Annotated in this window: 19 protein-coding genes; 5 read left to right on the top strand and 14 right to left on the bottom strand. The window is 39.2% G+C overall.

Annotated elements, in window-relative coordinates; translation table 11 throughout:
- Nucleotides 1-247: 247 nt before the first annotated feature.
- The 3 genes from ptsP to IGJ42_RS09295 all read right to left on the bottom strand — a co-directional run bounded on the left by ptsP (nucleotide 248) and on the right by IGJ42_RS09295 (nucleotide 2,593).
- Entirely contained in the window at nucleotides 248-1,975 is a 1,728-nt protein-coding gene (ptsP, locus tag IGJ42_RS09285; RefSeq protein WP_008378209.1) for a phosphoenolpyruvate--protein phosphotransferase, read from the bottom strand.
- On the bottom strand, nucleotides 1,975-2,241 hold the full coding sequence (locus IGJ42_RS09290; protein WP_003126335.1) for a phosphocarrier protein HPr: 267 nt from the start codon (nucleotides 2,239-2,241) through the stop codon (nucleotides 1,975-1,977). Before IGJ42_RS09290 ends, ptsP begins: the two co-directional genes overlap by 1 nt.
- 160 nt (nucleotides 2,242-2,401) lie before the next feature.
- On the bottom strand, nucleotides 2,402-2,593 hold the full coding sequence (locus tag IGJ42_RS09295) for a hypothetical protein (protein ID WP_005235564.1): 192 nt from the start codon (nucleotides 2,591-2,593) through the stop codon (nucleotides 2,402-2,404).
- 271 nt (nucleotides 2,594-2,864) lie between these two features.
- On the opposite strand from IGJ42_RS09295, the gene IGJ42_RS09300 reads away from it, so the two are divergent.
- Both IGJ42_RS09300 and IGJ42_RS09305 read left to right on the top strand, forming a co-directional pair.
- Nucleotides 2,865-5,126 carry an ATP-dependent Clp protease ATP-binding subunit gene (locus tag IGJ42_RS09300; RefSeq protein WP_185932199.1) on the top strand — a complete coding sequence of 754 codons (2,262 nt, stop codon included), beginning with the start codon at nucleotides 2,865-2,867 and terminating at the stop codon, nucleotides 5,124-5,126.
- 151 nt (nucleotides 5,127-5,277) lie between these two features.
- A complete protein-coding gene (locus tag IGJ42_RS09305; protein WP_008378223.1) occupies nucleotides 5,278-5,589 on the top strand; it encodes a DUF1827 family protein in 312 nt (103 codons plus the stop codon).
- A gap of 161 nt (nucleotides 5,590-5,750) precedes the next feature.
- On the opposite strand, the gene IGJ42_RS09310 is transcribed toward IGJ42_RS09305, so the two are convergent.
- Nucleotides 5,751-7,070: a helix-turn-helix domain-containing protein gene (locus tag IGJ42_RS09310; RefSeq protein ID WP_223347168.1), complete on the bottom strand. Its 1,320-nt coding sequence runs from the start codon at nucleotides 7,068-7,070 to the stop codon at nucleotides 5,751-5,753.
- Nucleotides 7,071-7,543: 473 nt separating this feature from the next.
- On the bottom strand, nucleotides 7,544-8,011 hold the full coding sequence (locus IGJ42_RS09315; RefSeq protein ID WP_101699139.1) for a hypothetical protein: 468 nt from the start codon (nucleotides 8,009-8,011) through the stop codon (nucleotides 7,544-7,546).
- Nucleotides 8,012-9,042: 1,031 nt separating this feature from the next.
- On the opposite strand from IGJ42_RS09315, the gene IGJ42_RS09320 reads away from it, so the two are divergent.
- A complete protein-coding gene (locus tag IGJ42_RS09320) occupies nucleotides 9,043-9,525 on the top strand; it encodes a hypothetical protein (protein ID WP_118214898.1) in 483 nt (160 codons plus the stop codon).
- Between the two features lie 19 nt (nucleotides 9,526-9,544).
- A complete protein-coding gene (locus tag IGJ42_RS09325) occupies nucleotides 9,545-10,597 on the top strand; it encodes a WxL protein peptidoglycan domain-containing protein (RefSeq protein ID WP_430615236.1) in 1,053 nt (350 codons plus the stop codon).
- Between the two features lie 174 nt (nucleotides 10,598-10,771).
- Here IGJ42_RS09325 and IGJ42_RS09330 read toward each other — a convergent pair whose 3' ends face one another.
- The 8 genes from IGJ42_RS09330 to IGJ42_RS09365 form a co-directional block, all read right to left on the bottom strand.
- Nucleotides 10,772-11,509, bottom strand: coding sequence for a hypothetical protein (locus tag IGJ42_RS09330; RefSeq protein ID WP_430615238.1), 738 nt, complete (start codon nucleotides 11,507-11,509; stop codon nucleotides 10,772-10,774).
- A 664-nt stretch (nucleotides 11,510-12,173) separates the two neighbouring features.
- On the bottom strand, nucleotides 12,174-13,754 hold the full coding sequence (locus tag IGJ42_RS09335; protein ID WP_430615240.1) for a peptide chain release factor 3: 1,581 nt from the start codon (nucleotides 13,752-13,754) through the stop codon (nucleotides 12,174-12,176).
- A gap of 192 nt (nucleotides 13,755-13,946) precedes the next feature.
- A complete protein-coding gene (locus IGJ42_RS09340) occupies nucleotides 13,947-14,762 on the bottom strand; it encodes a MetQ/NlpA family ABC transporter substrate-binding protein (RefSeq protein ID WP_016612200.1) in 816 nt (271 codons plus the stop codon).
- Nucleotides 14,763-14,767: 5 nt separating this feature from the next.
- Entirely contained in the window at nucleotides 14,768-15,436 is a 669-nt protein-coding gene (locus IGJ42_RS09345; protein ID WP_086332439.1) for a methionine ABC transporter permease, read from the bottom strand.
- The gene (locus IGJ42_RS09350) at nucleotides 15,423-16,148 is read right to left on the bottom strand and encodes a methionine ABC transporter ATP-binding protein (protein WP_144330601.1); all 726 of its coding nucleotides are present in this window, start codon (nucleotides 16,146-16,148) and stop codon (nucleotides 15,423-15,425) included. The genes IGJ42_RS09345 and IGJ42_RS09350 overlap by 14 nt, the downstream gene beginning before the upstream one ends.
- Before the next feature lie 10 nt (nucleotides 16,149-16,158).
- Complete coding sequence (locus IGJ42_RS09355) at nucleotides 16,159-17,175, bottom strand: lipoate--protein ligase (RefSeq protein ID WP_430615243.1); 1,017 nt, start codon at nucleotides 17,173-17,175, stop codon at nucleotides 16,159-16,161.
- Nucleotides 17,176-17,413: 238 nt separating this feature from the next.
- Nucleotides 17,414-18,790: a hemolysin family protein gene (locus IGJ42_RS09360; RefSeq protein ID WP_005235523.1), complete on the bottom strand. Its 1,377-nt coding sequence runs from the start codon at nucleotides 18,788-18,790 to the stop codon at nucleotides 17,414-17,416.
- A 112-nt stretch (nucleotides 18,791-18,902) separates the two neighbouring features.
- Nucleotides 18,903-20,018 carry an AI-2E family transporter gene (locus IGJ42_RS09365; protein WP_008378242.1) on the bottom strand — a complete coding sequence of 372 codons (1,116 nt, stop codon included), beginning with the start codon at nucleotides 20,016-20,018 and terminating at the stop codon, nucleotides 18,903-18,905.
- A gap of 142 nt (nucleotides 20,019-20,160) precedes the next feature.
- Between IGJ42_RS09365 and IGJ42_RS09370 the strand changes: the two genes are divergently transcribed.
- Nucleotides 20,161-20,604, top strand: coding sequence for a GNAT family N-acetyltransferase (locus tag IGJ42_RS09370; RefSeq protein WP_430615245.1), 444 nt, complete (start codon nucleotides 20,161-20,163; stop codon nucleotides 20,602-20,604).
- Between the two features lie 57 nt (nucleotides 20,605-20,661).
- Here the strand turns inward: IGJ42_RS09370 and IGJ42_RS09375 are convergent, their stop codons facing one another.
- Complete coding sequence (locus IGJ42_RS09375) at nucleotides 20,662-21,624, bottom strand: N-acetylmuramoyl-L-alanine amidase (protein WP_430615247.1); 963 nt, start codon at nucleotides 21,622-21,624, stop codon at nucleotides 20,662-20,664.
- Nucleotides 21,625-21,629: the final 5 nt, after the last annotated feature.

Below are 21,629 nucleotides of genomic sequence, written 5' to 3' on the forward strand. Positions count from 1 at the left end.
AATGCTTATATCTGATATTAGTATACCATAGGCGATCGCAGAGATACTCCTACCATGGTCCTAGATTTTGTTCCCCATTTAACCATGATACGGGAAAAACTCAGGGAATCATAGCTTAATTCCAAGATATGACAAAACTGTTCGTTGTCTGAAAAAAGTAGTAAGTTGTTGCAAGTCAAATCAAACAAAATGTCTTCTTAAAACAAAAAAAGGCAACAAGCAAAAATTGCTTGTTGCCTAGAAATGATTATTTTACATACTGTTCGATTAACTCTACAACTTCTTCCATTGTATCGCAATCTTCTAAAGCACGTTTTGCTAATTCTTGCATGTCAGTGGTTGACAAACGTTTCATTAAGCTACGTGTTTTCAGAACAGATGTTGCACTCATTGAGAACTCATCTAAGCCCATACCTACAAGAAGTGGCACAGCAGTTTGATCGCCGGCCATTTCTCCACACATACCAGCCCATTTGCCTTCAGCATGCGCTGAATCGATCACGTTTTTGATCAAGCGTAAGATGGATGGGTTGTATGGTTGGTACAAGTAAGACACGCGTTCATTCATGCGGTCTGCAGCCATTGTGTATTGGATCAAGTCATTGGTACCAATACTGAAGAAGTCAACTTCCTTCGCAAACTTGTCTGCTAAGACAGCTGCTGCTGGAATTTCGATCATGATTCCGACTTGGATCTCGTTAGAAATCTCAACGCCTTCGTCAATCAATTTTTGACGCTCTTCTTCATACATTTTCTTCGCTGTACGGAACTCTTTCAATGTTGCCACCATTGGGAACATAATACGTAAGTTACCATGAGCAGAAGCACGTAACAACGCACGAAGTTGGGTACGGAACATGTCGTCCCCAAGTTCAGACAAGCTGATACGCAATGCACGATAGCCTAAGAAAGGATTCATTTCATGAGGCAATTTTAAGTAAGGAAGTTCTTTATCGCCACCGATATCCATTGTGCGGACAACCACTGGTTTTCCAGCCATTCCTTCTAGAACTGCTTTATACGCTTTATATTGGTCTTCTTCTGTTGGGAAATCAGGAGAATCCATGTACAAGAATTCAGTACGGTATAAACCGACTGCTTCTGCACCATTGTTGTGGACACCTTCTAAATCTTTTGGTGTACCAATGTTCGCAGCTAATTCAAAGTGCTTACCATCAGCCGTAACTGTTTCAGCATCTTTTAATTTTTCCCACTCTGCTTTTTGATCTGCGTAGGCTTTCCCAGCTTCAACAAATTCAGCCGCTTGGTCATCTGTCGGGTTGACGATAACGTCACCGATAATGCCGTTAACAGCTAAGATGTCGCCCGCTTTCACTTTTGCAGTGATCTCCATCGTTCCAACGATTGCTGGGATTTCAAGAGAACGTGCCATGATTGCGGAATGAGAAGTACGTCCACCGATATCTGTTACAAAAGCTTTAACAAAGTTGCGGTCTAATTGTGCGGTATCACTTGGTGTCAAGTCATGCGCAACAACGACTACTTCTTCGTTGATCATTGAAGGATTAGGCAAAGTCACATTCAACAAATGCGCCAAGATACGTTTAGCAACATCTTTGATGTCAGCTGCCCGTTCTTGCATGTAAGCATTGTCATCCATTGCTTCAAACATACCAATATACATGTCAGTAACTTCTTTCAATGCAGCTTCTGCATTGACTTTGTTATCTGTCACGTTTTGTTTGATTTGACCGATCATCTCGGGATCTGAAAGAACCATTAAATGAGCATCAAATACTTGTGCTTCTGCTTCACCTAAAGTTTGCGCTGCTTTGTCGCGGATTTGTTGTAATTCCGCTGTTGACTTCGCTAACGCATCATCTAAGCGTGCTTCCTCTGCTGCAGTATCTTCAACTGATACTTTTGAAAAAGATAAATCAGGTTGTACTAACAGGTAGGCTTTCGCAACGGCTACACCATCACTAGCAGCAATTCCTTTTAGCATCTCAACCATTATTCAGACAAACCTTCTTTTTTCATTGTTTCTACGATTGCAGCGATTGCATCTGCTTCGTCAGCACCTTCAGCAGTGATAGTTACATCAGAACCTTGGCCAACACCTAATGACATTACGCCCATGATTGATTTAAGGTTTACTGATTTACCTTTGTACTCTAGGTTGATATCAGAGTTGAATTTGCTTGCTGTTTGAACCAATAATGTAGCTGGACGTGCGTGAATCCCTGTCTCAGCAACTACGTGAAAATCTTTCTTTTCCATATTGATCAATCTCCTTTATGATACGTTTTTTTGTGTGAAGGCAAAATTTCCATGCATGCAATGATACCCGAAAAAAATCGCCCTTTCAACTGTTAAGATTACCATTTTTTTCCTCGATAGACAACCGTTTTCTCTTAAATAAACGATTGAAATAAATGTCCTATTTATTTTCTTGCACGTAACGGTAGATGATCTTCCCATTTAATCCCGCTTCTCCGACAAAAGAAGACCGGTCTTCCAACTGGAGCCAGACATCTCTAAACGCCAGAAATTCCGGCTGTTGGACAATCAATTCTTGGATCTCTCCATTGCGTAAACGTACTACTTCTGCAGCAAAATCTCTGTTCTCCAACGTCTATTCTCACCTCTTTCTTTCTATTATATAGGAATTACTTTTTATTTAAAAGACCGCTTCTATAAGTGAAATCGAAGGGAAAATTTTTAAAGGTAAAATTCTTGCAGTCTGACAAAAAGTTAGTATAATAGAATTATGGTCAGTAAAGGTCAATAACACATTACCTTGAAGGTGACCGTTACTTTGCCCACAGCCCCTTTTCTTTTACAAGCAATCAAATGCGCCGTAAAATAGGGTTGTTGGAACAAATATGAAAGGTCGTGAATCTATGCTTTGTCAAAATTGCGGCAAAAATGAAGCTTCAATTCATTTATATGCCAATGTCAATGGTCAAAGAAAACAACTCGATTATTGTCAAAGTTGTTACCAAAAATTAAAAGCACAATCTGGGAATGCTGCAGCTGCAATGGCGCAAGATCCTTTTGGATTTGGCAATCTTGATGATTTATTCCGTCAAATGTCTCGTCAAATGCAGCAAGGAAATACCCCTTATGAACAAACCCCACCGACACAAACTGGCGGTAACGGTTTTGTTGGCGGGCAACCACCACGCAATAACCAAGCGCCTGCGGGTCTGCTGGGAGAATATGGCATCAATATCACTCAAATGGCTCGTGATGGTGAAGTCGATCCAGTGGTCGGTCGTGATTCAGAAATCAAACGCGTGATCGAGATCCTTAATCGCCGAACCAAAAATAATCCTGTATTGATTGGTGAACCTGGGGTTGGGAAAACTGCCGTTGTTGAAGGGTTAGCCCAAAAAATCGTTGATGGTGATGTGCCACAAAAATTGATGGAAAAAGAAGTTATTCGTTTGGACGTTGCGTCGCTTGTTCAAGGCACAGGTATTCGTGGCCAATTTGAAGAACGCATCCAAAAATTGATCGAAGAAATCAAGCAAGCGGAAAATGTGATCTTGTTTATCGATGAAGTCCATGAAATCGTTGGCGCTGGTGCAGCCGGCGACGGAAATATGGATGCTGGAAATATCTTAAAACCAGCTCTTGCCCGTGGAGAACTACAAATGGTCGGAGCAACGACGTTAAATGAATACCGCATTATCGAAAAAGACGCCGCTTTAGAACGGCGTTTGCAACCAGTACGTGTGGATGAACCTTCTGTGGAAGAAACCATTCGTATTTTAAAAGGCCTACAACCGCGTTATGAAGATTACCATCATGTGAAATATACGGATGAAGCGATCGCAGCTGCCGCTACCCTTTCTAACCGTTACATTCAAGATCGATTCTTGCCTGATAAAGCGATCGATCTGCTAGATGAAACAGGTTCGAAGAAAAACTTGACGATCCAAATCGTTGATCCAAAAACGATCGAAAAGAAATTACAAGAAGCGGAAGAACAAAAACAAGCTGCCTCTCGAGAAGAAGATTTTGAAAAAGCTGCTTACTATCGCGATCAAATCAACAAGCTTCAAAAAATGAAAGAACGTCAAATCAGCGAAGAAGAAACGCCTGTCATCACCGAAAAAGACATGGAACAAATTGTTGAAGAACGGACAAATATCCCTGTTGGGGAATTAAAAGAAAAAGAACAAACCCAGTTGAGGAATCTTGCGGATGACTTGAAAGCTAAAGTTATTGGTCAAGACGAAGCAATCGACAAAGTTGCAAAAGCGATCCGCAGAAATCGCGTCGGTTTAGGCAAACAAAACCGTCCGATCGGCTCTTTCCTATTCGTCGGTCCAACCGGTGTCGGGAAAACCGAATTAGCAAAACAATTAGCTTATGAAATGTTTGGTTCTGAAGAATCAATGATTCGTTTCGACATGTCAGAATACATGGAGAAACACAGTGTATCCAAATTGATTGGTTCTCCTCCAGGCTATGTTGGCTATGAAGAAGCAGGTCAATTGACTGAAAAAGTTCGTCGGAATCCTTACAGCTTGATTCTATTAGATGAAGTAGAAAAAGCCCATCCTGATGTATTGCATATGTTCTTGCAAATTCTCGATGATGGTCGCTTGACCGATGCTCAAGGACGTACCGTCAGCTTTAAGGACACCTTGATCATCATGACAAGTAATGCCGGAACCGGCAAAGTTGAAGCTAACGTTGGCTTCGGTGCGGCGCGTGAAGGTATCACTCGTTCCGTTTTGAATCAATTGAATAATTACTTTACACCAGAGTTTCTCAACCGCTTTGACGGCATCATCGAATTTAAAGCTTTAAGCAAGGAAAACTTGTTATCGATCGTGTCTCTCATGCTGCATGAAGTCAATCAAACCCTTAGCCAACAAAAACTGCATATCGACGTTCCACAAGACGTGCAAGAAAAATTGGTGGATCTTGGTTACAGTGCAACGATGGGGGCTCGCCCCTTGCGTAGAACCATCCAAGATCAAATCGAAGACGGCATTGCAGAATTTTATCTTGAGCATCCACAAGTACATCAACTAAAAGCACAATTAGAAGATGCAGATATAATCATTGTGACCTCCGCTGAGTCCCCTGCACCTCTTGAAGAAGCCAATCCGGCTTCTGAAGAAGAAGCATCGGGAACAAACGAGTAACAAGCTGCCAAAACGTGTAACGAAACGTTTCCTTTGCCAGACAACCATGTTTTGCCAAAAAATTGGGTAATTCCGAGTTGTCTGGCTTTTCTTTTGAAAAAAAACGCCCTATAATGTTATTAATAAATACATAGAATGTGAGGTGAGTCTGGTGAAATTAATCAATGTTACGAACAGCCATTCTCGACTAGTATTGAATCAACTTGAAAATACCGACGCGGAACTTGTAAAGGTTTACACAGCCGGAGATACAACCGTGATCTTTACCTCAGCGCCGAACCACAATGAAATTTTGCTGATCAATAAAAAAAGAACTATTCGCCCGACGGAAGTTGAAGAAATCAAAAATTACTTCTTGAAAAAATTACCTGATGGCTCTTATGATCCTGCAACGATCTCTGTGATCCAAATGCCCGAAGTGGTGGAAATCTCCATCAAAAAAACGCTATCCTCATCACGTTAGCTTTGCCTGATCATGGGTTTAAAAAATATCTATAAAAGGTGACTGTCGCAGCCCTCTTTTATAGATATCTTTTTTTGTCTTCTCTCTTCCTTCTTTTGGTTAGTACTTCGACCAACGATACCTGATGTTCAAGTAAAAAAAGAGAGCCATACGCTCTCTTTTTAAGTATATTTATTAGAAATCATCGACTGGATCATCACATTTAGATTGTGCCAATCCTTGGTACTATGAACATTGCCAAAAAATGTGAATTTCTGCGACTCATTATGGATTAGCACGCCATCAGAAACCAATATATCTGAGTCTCCTAAATTCGAACTAAAGTGAATCACATTTTCATTGTAAATTTTCAACAGTTTGTTTTTAATGACCGGAATATATTCTGGATGGTTCAAAAGAGAAATACCAATACGAATCGGTTCCTCTTCCTGGATAGGTAAATAAGACGCTGTGATCTGAGCGATTTTCCTTAAGAAGAGGGCTTCTTTTTCTATTACAAACGAATGGCGCTGCAAGGCAGCTGCAATCAGCTCTTCCACCTCTAATACTCGTTCGTTCGTAGAGGACAAATCTTCAGTAGACACAAAACTATCCAAAAAGAGATGAAGACAGCCCCATGTATTCATCACTAATTCATAGGTAATGAATTCTTCGATCTCTTTAGAAAGATTATACTTTTGCGACAAGACAGCTACAACATCGGCAGAAAATTCGACCAGCGGATTTCCTAAAAGATTTCTCAGCTTTTGGCCCAAAAGTAGTTTTTCTTGATCCGAGATCGTTTCAGGTATGAAAAGAAAAACCCAGAAATGATAAAAAATCTGTTCTTTCTCAATATCTTGCTGACTTCTGATCGGCAGCAGCTTGATCACTTGCTTTTCCCCATCTAGTTGCTTGATTTGCTCATAAATAGTGATGGAAGCATCGTCTAACTCATTGACAATATAGCCTCTCAACACCGCATTTTCAATGATTGAAAACATAATGTCGTGCTTCACTTTTGTGGTTTTTAACGGCTCATATTCTTTAGCTGCTAATTCAACGCTGGCACGGGTTCGCTGATTGATGTATACATTACAAGCCATGATCTCAACTAAATAATGGTACATCCTCACACACGGCTCTGCCCCTGTCAAATCAATGGAATCTGTATTGTTATTGATAGTAATCGGAACATTTTGGATAACCAGCATTTTCTTAAGATAGCTGATCAATTTATAACAATAAGAAATACTAAAAATCAATTCTTCCGAGATGTCCACCATACGGGTCTTTCTTTTTCTTAACAAATAGGATAATAGACGATAATAAGGAGATTCTAAGAAATATTTTTTCTTTAGATTCACAAAAATATGCAGGCTTTGTTCTTCATTTAATTCTCGTGACAAATAAACAGTTCTCTTTTTCAGCAAAAAAATTGACTCGTCAAAAGTCGTAAACTCTCTCATATCTTCGGCGATTTCATTGATCAATATTTTCACCTGATACAAAGATTTGTTTGTCGTTTCACATATTTTATCGAGAGATAGCTGCTTCTCCAAAATGATATTTCTAACAATAGTTAATTTATCTACCTGTTTTTTGGTTAAATAAAACCTATACAATTTTTCTATATACTCCAAAATTTTTTACCCGCCTTATTTAAAAAGTATCCCAGTATCCAATTATAGTAAAATAAACTTAAATTCAAGCCTCTTTTTTCATTAAACGGACAATTTTAATAAAAACTTCAGAAAAATCCCCTCTTCTTTAAAACAGTACGGGTGAGAAAAACTTGTGAAACGATTCTTATTTTTTGTAACATAAAAGTGTTGGAAACCATGAAAAAGAACCTGTGAATTAGCTGTTTCCATAAACTTAGAAAAAATTCGTATTCTTTCATTGATTGGTAAGTGACTTGGAGAGTAAAATCATTTTCTAGCTGGACAAACTTCTTTGAGGAATCAAGTTCATTTCAAAGAGCTTGTAATAAAATATCTTCTCTTTTTAGCCAGCAATCTTTGTATTCATAAATGTTGATGATCGACAATTCATCACTCATTTGATTGATTGACCGCATGATTTCTTCATCATCCGAATCAACATTGCCAATGACATGCAAATCATAATGAACACCAGATTTATCCACGCACTCAACGATATAGCTGATCACATCTCCCCAAAAATGTTCCAATCGATGACTGCCGCCTGCTTTTTCTAACCTTGAACGTTCAGCGATACACAAAACGTTTTTCGAAGAGTATTGCAAGATGTTGATTTCCCCTAGTGATTGTGCTAAGTAGTCAAGAACCGATTGGCGATCATCTTCTTGATCCACAATTAAATTTCTCTCTAAAATCGTATTCGTCTTGTTGCTGAAAAAGCGCACAGTCAACATGGTAGCATTCTTTTGTCGACTGAAATTTATTCTGGTTTGCAGCATTTTGATTCACTCCTTAAAAGAACTTTGATCCTCTGCTATTAAGGATATAGTAAGAACCAGCCGATTTTTATCGTCTTTTTTTCAAAAAAACTACAAATAAAATAATCATTGTTCCTCATTTTTCTTTCTACTGACTAAAAGACCTGTTAATTAGAAACGAGTAGCAACTTCATAAAAATAAAAGAGACAAAAAAACTCTAAGGTTTCTTCAAAGAGTCTTATTGTATATTCTCCTAATATTATGAATCCTACTAAAATCTAGTATTGATGAGATAGTAATTCTAAACAGCTAATTTTTTTGAGATATTTTTAAAATGAAACAAGTACGGATTTATAATTTTAAGCTTGAAGCAACCTTTAATATCTCTGTCCCGTTAAGGTAGAAGATTTATAGGTACAGATTACAAATTGAATAAAAACATTAATTGATAATTTTCAAATCTATGACTTTGATTGCCCATTCAATAGAAATGCATAAATAGAACAATACGTTCAATCCCCACCTATGCAATAGTTCATACTCGTAAAACTACTTCTATAAATAGTATCTTAAAAATGATAGAAGATTGTATTCTACTGAATTGCAGATGTTCACGAAAGAAATAACAGATATGAATCTTCAGAACTGATTCCCCTTACAGCGACTGATTCAGAGCAAATTCTCAGAGACTACGAATAACAATATAATTACTTTGCTAGGTCGAATCCTAGTTGGAACGACAATTCTTTCAACTCTGAGAAGATCTTGACTTAAAATATTAGCCAAATTGTAACATTGCAACAAAATTATTTTCATATAAATCATTACCGCACGGACAATTGCTACACAGAAAGATATGTTGACTTGATAATCAACATCACTGGACTACTAGAAAATTTGATTAAATTATTTTATAAAAAATCAGATTAATAAAATACTTTCTACTTTTTCATTAAAAATAGCGCAAAAACGGATAATAACTTAATACATCATCATTGTATACTTTATTTAAGCAGTAAATCATCTGCAAAAATTAAAGTGAGGTTTTATTATGAAAAAAGTTATTTTGGGTACTACATTGGCAACATCTTTACTACTAGTAGGAGGAATCACTGCGACAGCAGATGTTGCTATGCCAGAGGTTCCCTCTGTTCCATTTGCTGTTACTATAACAGAAGGAACATCTAGTTTTGCATTTAATGATATGAATTTAAACGAAACGTTCGAAATAAGTCCAGCATTATTTGTCAACGGAACAATGACAGGAACTATTGAAAACGTTGGCGGAACATTAACAAACTTAACTCGTTCAGTTAATAAAGTTACAATTACAGTTTCTTCTGATTCTGAAGGAATCGTTATCACCGAAAATGGTGATGTTGCCGTTGAAGCAGAAGCTATTTCCCAATCAGTAGCTACCAGCGTAGATACAACTTTCACATTCAATCGTCAAACTGCTTTGCTAGATGGCACACCCACTATCACAGTTACTGCATCAGATACTACTGACTCAGACAATGGCCAAGACCTTTAATTCTTAAAAAGGATAACATATGGATAAAATATCAAAACACAGATACTCCTTTCTAAGAGTTTCTGTGTTCTTCCTCATATTGACAATAATCGCAAATATAAATATTGCAACAGCGAATGAGACAACGAATACTTTAAAACTATCGCTTAGCGATACCGAGTATGAAACATCAAGAAATACTATTACTCTTCCTTCTGATGTTGATAAAAAGTATACATTTGACATTAAATTGGAAAACATCGGAGCTGGTGATTCATCAATAGTGGTCACTCCCTTTGCTTCAACTGCTATTTCAAGAGAATCCTCTATTTTGTACACTTCGAATACAGAGAACCTTCTCGATGATAAATACGACTTTTCAAATTATGTTACTATCGCTTCAGATGCTATAGACAAAGAGAATCAAATAGAAATTGCCCCTAATGAATCTGTTGGTGTCAGCATTACCATAAATGTTCCAGACGACATAGAGCTTGAAGGTACTGTAATGGGTGGAATTAATTTCAAGCAAATATTAGGTGTTCAAACAGCTGAAGATTCTATTAGTATTGCGTCTGCCTACGAGTCTATCATTTTTATCAACTTAATTTTTAGCAAATATGAGGATATTCAAGATATTATTTATCAAGATTTCTCATTTGTTGCTCTTCAGGACACGGTAAACCTACAATTTTATGCCCTCAACTATAATCCTATTTTAGGCAACTTAAACAATGCGCTCTACGAACTAATAAACCCAAATGGAGAAACAATTGCCTCTGGAGAGTTAGCAGATTCCGTTCTTTTAACGCCGTTAACCAAACCAAGAATGCAGATTCCTTTAATAGACGATAGTGAGCTTATTGAAGGCGAATACCGTTTAACAATAGAAACAACTAGAAAAGCGATCACCACTACTTTTTCTTATGAGAAAGAGGACTTGGATAACTTCAAAAAAGAGAACCGTCCAACGAACGCCGCCAACGTTCAGACAAATAATCAAATCCTTATCTGGATCATCTTTGTTCTCATTGCAGCGCTGGCAGCTGCAGTCATCTACATTTTAAAATCAAAAAGAAAAAGAGAGGGCTAGTTCCTCTCTTTTGTTCTGCTTCTACTTATTCCATTGGTCATCAATTATTGAGAGATTCCTTTTTAAAGAAATGTTGCGTATCTTCTCTCCATGGTTTCCTCTTTAGGAAGAAATAGAAGAAGTGAGACAAGAAAAACCGCTCATATCAAATAAGCGGTTTTTCCTAATATAAATCTAAACATATTTTTTTTCAATGATCACTTCTTTTGAAAAAAATGTTGCTGTCTCACATTGGCTTTTCTTCCCTAAAAAAAACTCAGTACCAGCCTCATCCTCAACATCACTGATTGAATCTTCTAGTTTGGTACAATCCTTATCAAGCGAGTCTTCTTCCAAGTTTGCTTGCTCGTCGTAAATAGATTCTGCTTCTTCCTTTTGGCTCTCAGAATCATCTTCGATGCCATTGTCTTCTTGCTTTTCATCGTCTTGGTCTTCAGTCATTAAGTTCTCATCCGATATCTCTTCTTTTTCCTCATCCGTCTGATTCATTTTTATATCTTTCGTAAAGGTCTCTGAATCATCAATTGCTGTAAAAGTGACTGATAGGTAGTGCTCAGAGTTGGAATCAAGATATTCCTTTATGTTCAATGTTGCAGCTACGTTAAGAATCATTGATGCTTCATCAGTATCCTCAATCTGAATGATTTTCTCTTCCGAACCGTTCACGCTGTTTAGTTCTGCTGAAAATGCCTTCCCGACAGCTGTGATCTCTACGCCAAAAGCACCTTCACTGCCGTTGCTATCGACGGTCAACTGAAGATCTTGTGTGGTTTTCAACAAATAATAGTGTTCGTCATTAAAGTCAATCGTGTTCAAATCAAAAATCAACGTTTCGGAAACCTCATCAGCCGCAGCCTCTACTGTTGGAAAGAAAAATATCGCCGAAAATATGAATAACAAACTTTTTAGCACTACATGGTCCCCTTTCTTCTTTCAGAAATCACTTTTATTTAACAAATAATCATTCGCTTTAGCAAAATCGATCTATAGATAACTAGTAGACTAGCAATGAGACTAATTCATTTTGGATTTATGAAGCCATGGTTCACCAACGGAAAACTTAAGCCATCTGTTAGCAGTGCTTCAAATGAAGTTTTAAGGGCTATAACCGAATCATGCTCAGATAAAGAAAGTTTAGTCTTCACTAGTAGCATCTGACAAAAAGAACTTATCCCTCGATCAAATGATTAAATGACCTCTATCACTGGCAATCTATTCTCTGCTTTCCCTCTACTTTCAAACAAGTGAAAATTTCCTGAATCACCAAATGTGCCTATGATATTTTTCTATTCATTTCAAGTGCACTTCCTTGCGGTCATCTTTAATACTACGCTCTTTTTCCAACTCTTTTTATCTTCTTTTAAAAGAATGCTTATAAATTAGGATAATTGTCTGATCATTGGACCATTGCCCCAATCACACAGCCTTCCTTCTGTATCAAAAGCACGTTTTCAGCAAAAAAAGCCCCTTCTTATCCATTTTGATAAGAAAGGACTTTCTACGATCGTTCAATTCAAAAAGATCAGCCTTACGTACAGAGTTGCGCATACCTAGACAGGCTCGCGGGAAACGGCTCTTACATCAAGCTCTTCAATTCGACATCTGGGTACTTATCTGCGAACCAACGCATCGCAAATTGATTCTCAAACAAGAACAATGGCTGGTCGAAACGGTCTTTCGCTAAAATGTTACGACTGGAGCTCATACGCTCATCCAAGTCTTTCGGATCGATCCAACGGGCGATCTTGTGGCCCATTGGGGTCATGATGACTTCCGCATTGTACTCATTCATCATGCGATATTGGAAAACTTCAAATTGCAGTTGCCCGACAGCACCGATGATATACTCATCACTAAGATACGTCTTGTACAACTGGATAGCCCCTTCTTGGACCAACTGATAGATTCCTTTATGGAAAGATTTTTGCTTCATCACATTTTTCGCAGTAACTTTCATAAAGAGTTCCGGAGTAAACGATGGCAGCTCTTCGTAAGCAACTTTTAGTTTTCCTTCATAAATCGTGTCACCGATTTGATAATTCCCCGTGTCATAGACACCAATGATATCTCCGGCGACAGCTTCTTCAATATTTTCACGGGTATCAGCCATAAATTGAGTCACATTACTGAGTTTCATTTTTTTGCCAGTACGTTCTAAAGTAACGTCCATGCCTCGTTCAAAGGTTCCTGAACAAATGCGGACAAAGGCGATCCGGTCACGATGGGCAGGATTCATGTTTGCTTGGATCTTGAATACAAACCCAGACATTTCTGGTTCATAAGGACTGACTTCCTCACCAGCTAGTGTTTTATGTCCGTAAGGTGCTGGTGCAAAAGTCAAGAAGGTTTCTAAAAAGGTCTGTACGCCAAAATTTGTGAGAGCAGAACCAAAGAATACAGGGGTTTGATCGCCCCGAGCGATTTTTTCTGTATCAAAGGCGTCGCCAGCTTCTTGCAGCAATTCCACTTCTTCTAAAACTTGTTGGAACAGCCCATCTTCGGCAAATGGATGATCTGCTGGGAATTGACCATTTTCATCTAGGGCAACTAAACGTTCCCCACCGTGATTGTCAGGACGGTAAAATTCGACCCGTTGGTTGTGGATATCATACAGTCCTTCCAAGCCTTTCCCCATGCCGATCGGCCAATTCATTGGAAATGATTCGATCTCTAAAAGATCTTCTAGTTCTTCTAATAATTCTAATGATTCGCGGCCATCACGGTCGAGTTTATTGATAAAAGTAAAAATCGGAATACCACGTTTTTTAACGACCTGGAAGAGTTTTTTCGTTTGTGCTTCGATCCCTTTTGCGCTATCGATCACCATGACAGCACTATCCACCGCCATCAAGGTACGGTAGGTATCTTCAGAAAAGTCCTCATGCCCAGGGGTATCTAAAATATTGACCCGTTTGCCTTGGTAATCAAACTGCATAACGGAACTGGTAACGGAGATCCCCCGTTGTTTTTCGATTTCCATCCAGTCGGACTTTGCGAAATTACCAGTCTTTTTCCCTTTGACCGTACCAGCTTGGCGAATCGCGCCACCGAATAATAATAATTGTTCTGTAATGGTTGTTTTCCCCGCATCCGGATGGGAAATAATCGCAAAGGTACGGCGACTATCGACTTGTTGTTTTAATTTTGGATTATCCATTGATTCTATTGCTCCATTTCTTGTATTTACAATGCGAACAGTGTCTATTTTAGACTGTCGCTAGTTTTCTGACCAAATCAGTATATCATGGATAAGGGTGATAAAAAAGCAAAAAAAGACAAGAAACCCCTTTGACTACTCTCTTTTAGAGAGTTAGGCAAAGGGCGCTCCTTCCATTTTGATAGAAATAAATTAAAATGCTGGCAATAAGGTATCGCTATGCTCGTTTTCTAAAAACTCACGAACTTTATCGCTAGTCATGGCACGGCGCAATACAGCGATTTTTTCAGAATCTTGATTGTCTTCTCGAGCAACCAATGAGATAGCAAAGCGATCATCGATGGTTTTTTCTAAGAAAAGGGCATCTGCTGGTTTCAAACCGATTTTCGCGATATAGGTTGGGTAATTATATACCAAAGATACGTTTGGTTCATCATAGGCTTCCGCAAGATTCAGTAAATCGACAGATAACCACTCAAATTTTTTCGGATTTTCGGTAATGTCTTTTAATGTCCCATTGACACCAACGCCTTCTTTAAGGGTAATCAATCCTTCTTCTGCTAAAATCGCTAACGCTCGACCTTCATTGGACACATCATTTGGCAATGCGACTTTCGTTCCTTCTGGAATATCATTGATATCCGTATACTCTTTGGAATAAAAACCGACTTTTGCGTTGTAGATTTTATCTAGTGCCACTAGGTTTGCATCTTTTTCTTCATTATACATTTGCATATATGGTTCATGTTGCGCAAAGTTAGCATCAACCTCGTCATTATTCAGCAACTCATTGTACTGGATATTGTCATTGACTTGGACCAATTGGATTTCCCAGCCATCTTCCACTGCTTCAGCTGCAACCTTTACGACATCGGTCATTGGCGTCGTTTGCGAAGCGACCTTGATGATTTTCTCTTCGCTCGCCTCATCAGAACCTGTACCGCAAGCCCCCAATACACCTAATGCCAATACACTCAATCCTAAAACAAATCCTTTTTTCACTTTCATTCCTCCTATTTTCGTTTATCAAGTTTTCTTGCTGCTTGATTGCCAATCCCTTGCAGGATAAAGACCAAAAGAATCATGATGATAATTGCAAAATACATCACGCCATACTCATAACGCTGGTACCCATAACGGATCGCAAAATCGCCGATACCGCCGCCACCAACGATCCCCATCACCGTCGAATAAGAAACCATGCTGACTGCTGTCGTCGTTAAAGATAAAATCAAGCCGCTTCTAGCTTCCACTAGTAAAAACGACCAAACATACTGCCATTGACTGACACCAAGAGATTTCGCCAAATAAGAAACTTCTTCTGGAACATCCAACAGCACTTGCTCCGTCAAACGAGCAAAAATACTCATAGCAACGATGCTCAAAGGAAAACTGGCGGGAATCGGTCCAAATGAGCTGCCTAAAAGCATCCGCGTCAACGGGATCAAAGCTACAACAAATAATAAAAAAGGAAACGAGCGGATGATCGTCACAACGAGATTCAAACACTCATAAAGAAATGAGATTTTTTTCCCTCGGCTGCGACTGAGAAAAAGCCAGACACCTAACGGTAGACCTAAGACAATGGCTGCGAGCATCGAAATGCCCATCATGATCGCTGTTTCTTTCAAAGATTGCAGCAATTCAGGCAGATAATACAAAATACTCTCACTGATCGTCATGCAGCAGACTCCTCTCCACTTTGTTCACATAAGAGCTTTCAATGCGGACGATTGGTTGTGGCTGATTGGCAAACTCCGCCTCAAAGACGGCATCCTCCAATACAAACACACGTTGACAAATTTGTCGGACGGCCGATAGCTCATGACTGACAAAGACGACAGCTGGTTGAAACGTCTGTTGAACTTTTTGGAGCAAAGCAAGAACATCGGCTTTCGTATCTTCGTCCAGCGCACTAGTGGGCTCGTCACACAGCAAGATTTTGGGCTCACGGATCAAAGCCCGTGCAATAGCCACTCGTTGTTTCTCTCCGCCGCTTAACTTGGCCGGATAGATGTGGGCTTTATCTTCCATGCCAACAAACGAAAGCATCTCAAGTACCATATCTGCTGACTTTCCCATTAACTTCAAGGGCAAATAGACATTTTCGAAAACGGTTCGATTGTGTAACAGATTGTAATTTTGAAAAATCATGCCGATTTCTTGTTGTGCACGTAGCAGATGCTTTTTATTCGATGTATCGATTTTTTTGCCATCAAAAAGTAATTCCCCGCTGTCAGGGGTTTCAATCAAGTTTAAAAGCCGCAACAACGTCGATTTTCCTGAGCCGCTTTTGCCGACGACCCCAACGATTTCTCCTGCCTGAACAGAAAAAGACAAACCACCGAGAACCTTTCGATCGTAACGCTTTGTGAGATTGATCGCTTCTAACATCTTTTTCCTCCTAATCAAACAGCAATGCTAAAAATTCAGAAGCGGTCATCTGATGGATAAACTGATCGATGGCGATTCCCTCTAGCAAGCGGCTAATGGTGCTTTTTTCAAAATCAATACCTTGCAACATCGCTTCAAGTTCACTGATCTCTTTTTGTCCAAAAAAATCACCGGTAATTTGAATCGCTGCAATCTTGCCTTTGTCGACAGTAAAATCGACTTCAACAATCCCAACCTGCTCAAACCGCTTTCTTTTTTGCCATTCGAAAGCAGGCGCTTCATTAAAAATCCACTCATTATTGGCATATCGTTCTTCAAACAGTGTTTGGATCGCTTGTCGATCGGTTTCCGTTAAGACGATCTCTTGCTCACTGATTTCATCAATCGATTCTACTTCATAGATTCGGCAAAGCAGTGTATCTCGAAATTCCTTGGTATCCATTGATTGGTATTGCTCTGCCAAAAAGGGCTTGATATTCGTCACACTTTTCCGAACTGATTTCGTGGCTTTAGAAGCAATTTTTTCTTGGGCAACATGTAGAACTTTCGTCAATTCTTCTAGATCCACATCATACATCAATGTGCCATGGGAATACGTCCGGCCTTTTTTTGTATACATCGCATTGCCAGAAAACTTTTTCCCATCAATGAACAGATCATTACGGCCATGTACTTCAACATCCTTGGCTCCCATTGCCGCTAAGCCTTTCATGATAGGTTGTGTTGCACTTTGATAGTCACCAAAGCTCGTGGCATCTTTTTTGGTGACAAAACTAAAACTCATATTGCCTAGATCGTCATAAACCGCTCCACCACCAGACGTTCTGCGAGTCAAAACGATCTTACGGCTTCTTAGATAGTCAAAATCAATCTCTTGATACGCATTTTGATTTCTGCCGATTATAACACATGGTTTTTGTATGTATAACAGAAGACAAGGCTCCGAAACATCTACGTTATTCATCAAATACTCTTCAGTCGCCAAATTGTAACGGATATCTTCACTAAGCATACGGTAAAATTTCATTTCAAGCCCCTCATTCTCATTATATTTCTATGGATATTCTCGCTTTTCTTACGGAAAATTGCAATCAAACTGCTTAACGATAAGATACATGTGTTTTTTTATCTGTTTTTAAACTGTATTATTCAATAAATTTATCGTAACCGTTTCTTCCATACAAATCAAGGGGAATACGTAAAAAAACGGACAAAAAAGACCAAAGCAACTGCCTTGGTCTTTCTCATTTCATTTATACGGAACTTTAACGGCGAGGCTCATCTTCCTCAAAATCTTTACGGAAATAGCGCCGCTCTTCCTCTGGTTCCACTTCCCCTTCTTCTGGGTCGTGGAAAATCACCCGGATCTTCAAGACGCGTGATCCTTCCATTTCTTCAGAGATCAGCTTCACATTGTCCACTTCGAAGGATAGTTTTTCTCCTTCATCGGGGATTAATCCTAAAGCAGTGATCAAATATCCTGCCATCGTATCCACATCACTCATATGCAAGCTCATGTTGAAGGCTTCATTAAAATCATCGATCAACATGCGTCCTTGGATGACATATTCTTTATCAGAGATTTTTTCATAAAGCTCTTCGACTTCATCTGATTCATCATCGATCTCGCCGACGATTTCTTCTAGCAAGTCTTCTAGTGTAACCAACCCAACGACGCCGCCATATTCATCAAGTAAAATCGCCATTTGGTTTTGGGTTTTCTTTAATTCATAAAGCAAATCATCGATAAAGACCGTTTCTGGCACAAACAATGGTTCCTGCAGGATTTGTTTGATGTCCATCGTATCAAAGCCGTATTTGTACGCACATTTCAAAAGATTTTTGGTATGTAAAATCCCTACGACTTTGTCTTTATCTTCATTATATACAGGAATACGAGAATAATTTTCTGCTAAAATTTCAGTCAAAATTTCTTCTACTGAGTCATTGATGTCCACCATAAAGGCTGAGGTTCTAGGAACCATGACTTCCCGGGCGACTTTCGTGTCTAATGAAAAGATCCCTTGCAGCATCTCTAATTCATCTTCTTCAAAGACCCCTTCTGTTTCCAACATATACCGCATTTCATCACGGGTCATCTTCGTGTCTTCATCGTCAAATTCCATTGGAGTGATGCGCGCCAATAAACTTGTCGAAGCAGATAAGAACCAGACGAAAGGTTTTGCAATAATCCCGATCGTTCGAATGACACCAGAAGTGAACTGGGCAACTTCTTCTGATTTGTTCATGGCGATCCGTTTTGGATACAACTCACCGAAAACGATCGACACATACGTCAAGATCGCTAAAACAATAATGTTCGCTAAGCTTTTAGCCGCCGTCCCTCCACCTAATAAAGGTGCCAAACGGGTCGACAAGGTATCTGCCAGAGATGCCCCAGATAAAATATTCACCAAGGTAATCCCAACTTGGATCGTTGACAAGAAATTTGTTGGATTATCAATGATTTTCAATAATTTTTGTGATTTGACATTTCCTTCTTCCGCTTTTTGCTCCACACGGTTTTTGTTAACTGAGACAACTGCGATCTCAGAGGCCGCTAGAAAAGCGTTGATCAATGTCAAAACGATCAATAATAAAATTTGCGCTAGAAGCGACTGACTCTCGGGGTCAGCATTCATAATAGCATTCTCTCCTTATTTTTTCATTTTCTAAAAAAAATCGTGGGCTTAGCCCACGATAAAATCCTATCACAAAGTTTTTTTCTTTGCAATAAAAAACACCAGTCATTGATTATTCGATCAACCGTTCCTGATTTTTCTTGATTTTGTCGTCTTTGATCAGGCGAACAATAAAGACGACGATCGTTCGGCAAATCGCATAAAATGGCACACCTAGGAAAATCCCCAGCAAGCCAGCTAGATTTCCAGCAACTAATAAGACCAAAATGATCGTTAACGGATGGATCGCCAATGATTTTCCGATTACATTCGGGTAAATAACATTTCCGTCTAATTGTTGGACGACCAGAACCACGATACAGCATAATAATGCGCGAAATGGTTCATCAAAGACCGTCACTAACACCGCCGGAATCAAACCAAGATATGGGCCTAAATAAGGGATCAAGTTTGTGACGCCTGCAATTACCCCAAAAAGAAAGGCATAGTTAACGCCGATCATCCAGTAACCAATAAACGTGAAGGTAGCGACAAAAATACATTCGATCGCTTGCCCACTAATGTAATTGGATAATGTCTTGTTTAAGTCACCTAGCAACCCAACAATCTGATCTCGTCTTCTTTCTGGAAAGACAGTTTTCAGATTAGGAACTAGCTTTTCTCCATCCTTCAACATGTAAAAAAGGATGAATGGTACTGTAACGATGATCATCGTCGCGGAAGCAATCGTACTGACGATCGATCCTAAGCTAGTGGATAACCCACTAAGAAACTGCTGCAGCAAAGAACCATAAGAAAGATTTAGGTTTTCTAACTGCTGCGCGATATCGATTTGTTTGAAAAATGGATCATCTGCGATTCTTGAGATCCAGCTTTCCATATTTTTGGCAAATGTTGGAATATTTTCCGCCAATGAAGTAATCTGACTCACTAGATTAGGAATAACGCTGACGAAAATCAAGATGATTGCTGCTACTAATAACAACAGAACCAATATGACAGCAAACAGTCGTTTTATTTTTGTGGTTTTCATCAAAAATAAGACGATTGGATTTAGCAGGTAATACAGAAAGCCAGCAATCAATACTGGTGCAAATAAAGTAGAAAAAAACGTGCCAATCGGTGCAAATAGAAAATTGACTTTACTTAACACAAACACGAGTGTCACTAAAACCAATGCTTCCAATGACCAAAAGAACAGTTTTGATTGTTTGAATTTGTCGAACAAAAGATTCCCTCCCTTTTTTATAACATTATAGATGATTTTGAAAAAAAAAGCTTGCGACTTTAGCCGCAAACAAAAAAAATTTGTAAAAAAAGTGGTATACTATTAAAAATAACGGAGAAATCTTAGCTGAGGTGAATTTTTTATGCATATTGCACAAACAAAAGATACGCTGAGTGACATTTATTTGGCGTCATTGAAAATACGAAATCAAGTATTCGTGAAAGAGCAAGGTGTTCCATTAGCATTGGAAGTAGATGAAAATGAAGCATTGGCAGTCCACTTTGTCTTATATGACGACGATAATGAAGCAGTCGCAACCTTGCGTTTCTTACCTATCTCTGCTCATGAAGTGAAGTTGCAGCGAATGGCGGTCCCCGCTGCTTATCGAGGTTCAGGTTATGGCAGTCAACTGATCGAAGGTGCGGAAGCCTTCATTCAAAAACAAGGAATCAAAAAAGTCACTTTAGGGGCACAAATAAACGCCAAAGAGTTTTACTTGAAGTTAGGCTATCAGCCTGAAGGCGATGTTTTTTTAGACGCGGATATGCCCCATATCAAAATGAGCAAAACCTTTAACGAGAAGTGATTCCTTAAAACAGCGACCACAAAACAGATCCTTCCTCTGTTTTGTAGTCGCCGTTTTTTATTCCTTTGCTTCAACGATCTCTTCAATCGCTGCCAGCAGTGCTTGCGCCACCCTTTGATCATACCCTTCACTTGTAATCACTGCCAGATCAGTGTCACTGTTCAAATAGCCTAACTCCAACAAAACTGCTGGAAGATATTGTTCTCGCAACACATAATAGTTACCAAAACGAGTGCCGTTGGAACTCAATGCCACCGAAGAACTCAAATTGGCAGTGATCGTTTCTGCCATCTCTTTTGCCCCAGTATAGTAATAGTAAGTTGTCAGTCCTTGATTACTGTTTGGTATTTCTGAATTATCGTAATGAATACTGATAAATAAATCTGGTTCTTCTGAAAGCGAAGCAGCGGTGATATCAGACAGCGAGAGATAACGATCTTCAGTGCGAGTGTAACTGACTTGAATACCTGCTTCTGTCAACACTTCGCCGATCGTTTGGACCGTTGCTAGCGTCAAGTCTTTTTCCATGATCGTTTGATCTGTCGAAAGTGCCCCAGAATCTTCGCCACCGTGACCTGCATCAAGGACGACTTTGAAGTTCGATAAATCTTTTGGTATTGCCGAAAGCGCGACTTCTTGAATCGATGCTGATTGCTTTTCAATATAACCAGTTACCCCATCGTCTGTTTGAATTTCAACCATGTCTTCTGTTTGACTGATGAAGGTTGCCCAACTTCCCCGATGGATTTTCCCAATGACTGTCTCTTGACTTGTTGACTGATAAATCGGTACATAATCGTTCTCACTTTCAATCGCTGCATCGTATTCTGAGGGATCTACATAAATTTGAACCATACTGGCAGTCTGAGCGGTCTCTTCAGTTTGAGCGTTAAGCTCAGTTTGAGAAGTACTTTCTTGACTCTCCTCACGAGCGGATTGGTCGTTTCTCAACACAGCAAACCCCGCTGCAAAAAGCAGAATCATGGTGGTCCCGATAACAAGCTTCCCTTTTTTCTTCATGTGCT

Source organism: Enterococcus sp. DIV1067f (assembly GCF_050543505.1).
In the GTDB taxonomy this organism is placed as follows: Bacteria; Bacillota; Bacilli; order Lactobacillales; family Enterococcaceae; genus Enterococcus_D; species Enterococcus_D entomosocium.